At 63.4% G+C, this 886-nt stretch carries 2 protein-coding genes; one reads left to right on the top strand and one right to left on the bottom strand.

Going from position 1 to position 886, the window contains the following annotated elements; all coding sequences use genetic code 11:
* The first annotated feature begins 34 nt into the window (after positions 1 to 34).
* Positions 35 to 394, top strand: a complete 360-nt coding sequence (locus EOA85_RS36240) for a GNAT family N-acetyltransferase (protein WP_348627965.1) — start codon at positions 35 to 37, stop codon at positions 392 to 394.
* Between the two features lie 120 nt (positions 395 to 514).
* Here EOA85_RS36240 and zapE read toward each other — a convergent pair.
* On the bottom strand, positions 515 to 886 hold a 372-nt coding region (gene zapE / locus EOA85_RS36235), incomplete at its 5' end, for an AFG1/ZapE family ATPase (protein ID WP_127212798.1).

Genomic DNA, 886 nt, shown 5'->3' with positions numbered 1-886 from the left:
CGTAAGGCCCAACCAAGGCGATGACGCCCTTGTGATGCGGGTCGCCGAGGATGTGCTCGATGAACCGGTCAGGCCGGATCGGCTGGCAGCGTATCTCCGCGAACCCGGCCATTTTATGGTCGTCGCCGTGGCCGAAGGCATAGTCGTCGGTCAATGCGCCGCCGTCATCCACCGCCACCCGGACAAGGTGAGCGAACTCTACATCGACGAAGTCGGCGTATCGCCGGCCTTCCTGCGCCAGGGCATCGCTACGAAGATGCTCGACCCCATGTTGAGCTCGGCCGCGAGCTTGGCTGCGAGGAGACCGGGGTCGGCACTGAGCCGGACAATATTGCGGCCCGCGCGGTGTATGAGGCGCGGAAGGAGCCACATGGGGCGGCGGAGGAGTTCGTGATGTATGTGTTTGACTTGTAGGGCATCACAGCGGGACCCAACCTTTTGGCGATGGCGGGACAGCACCCCCTCTGTTCCGGCAGGACAGAGAGGGGTGTGACGGGACGCTACGAAACAAGGTTTAGGCCTGTGCCTGCCTCGCCTCCACAGGCACCAGCTTCCCCCTCTGCCTCCCCGCCCAGTCTTCCAGCCATTCATGGCTCTGCATCTCGATCAGGCGTGACGCGGTGCGCTCGAACTCGAAGACCTCGTTGCCGCGCCTGGCCGTGTACAGCTGCGGTGGCGGTGCAGCGGCGCTCACCACCAGCCGCACATGATGATCGTAGAGCGTATCGATCAGCAGGATGAAGCGCTTGGCCTCGTTGCGCATGCCTTCGCCGAGCGCCGGCACATGATCGATGAAGATGGTCGAGAAGCGGCTGGCAATCGCCAGGAAATCGCGGGCACCGAGCGGTTTTTCGCAAAGATCGGCAAAGGAAAACCGCGCCGCTTC

Source organism: Mesorhizobium sp. M5C.F.Ca.IN.020.29.1.1 (assembly GCF_003997375.1).
Classification (GTDB): domain Bacteria; phylum Pseudomonadota; class Alphaproteobacteria; order Rhizobiales; family Rhizobiaceae; genus Mesorhizobium; species Mesorhizobium wenxiniae.
The sequence above is the reverse complement of the archived record's forward strand: the minus strand, read 5'-3'. Positions and strand labels throughout refer to the sequence as shown.

Excerpts from the sequence above, each read along its gene's own strand:
- EOA85_RS36240 (WP_348627965.1), top strand. The coding sequence starts at position 35 with ATGCGGGTCGCCGAGGATGTGCTCGATGAACCGGTCAGGCCGGATCGG.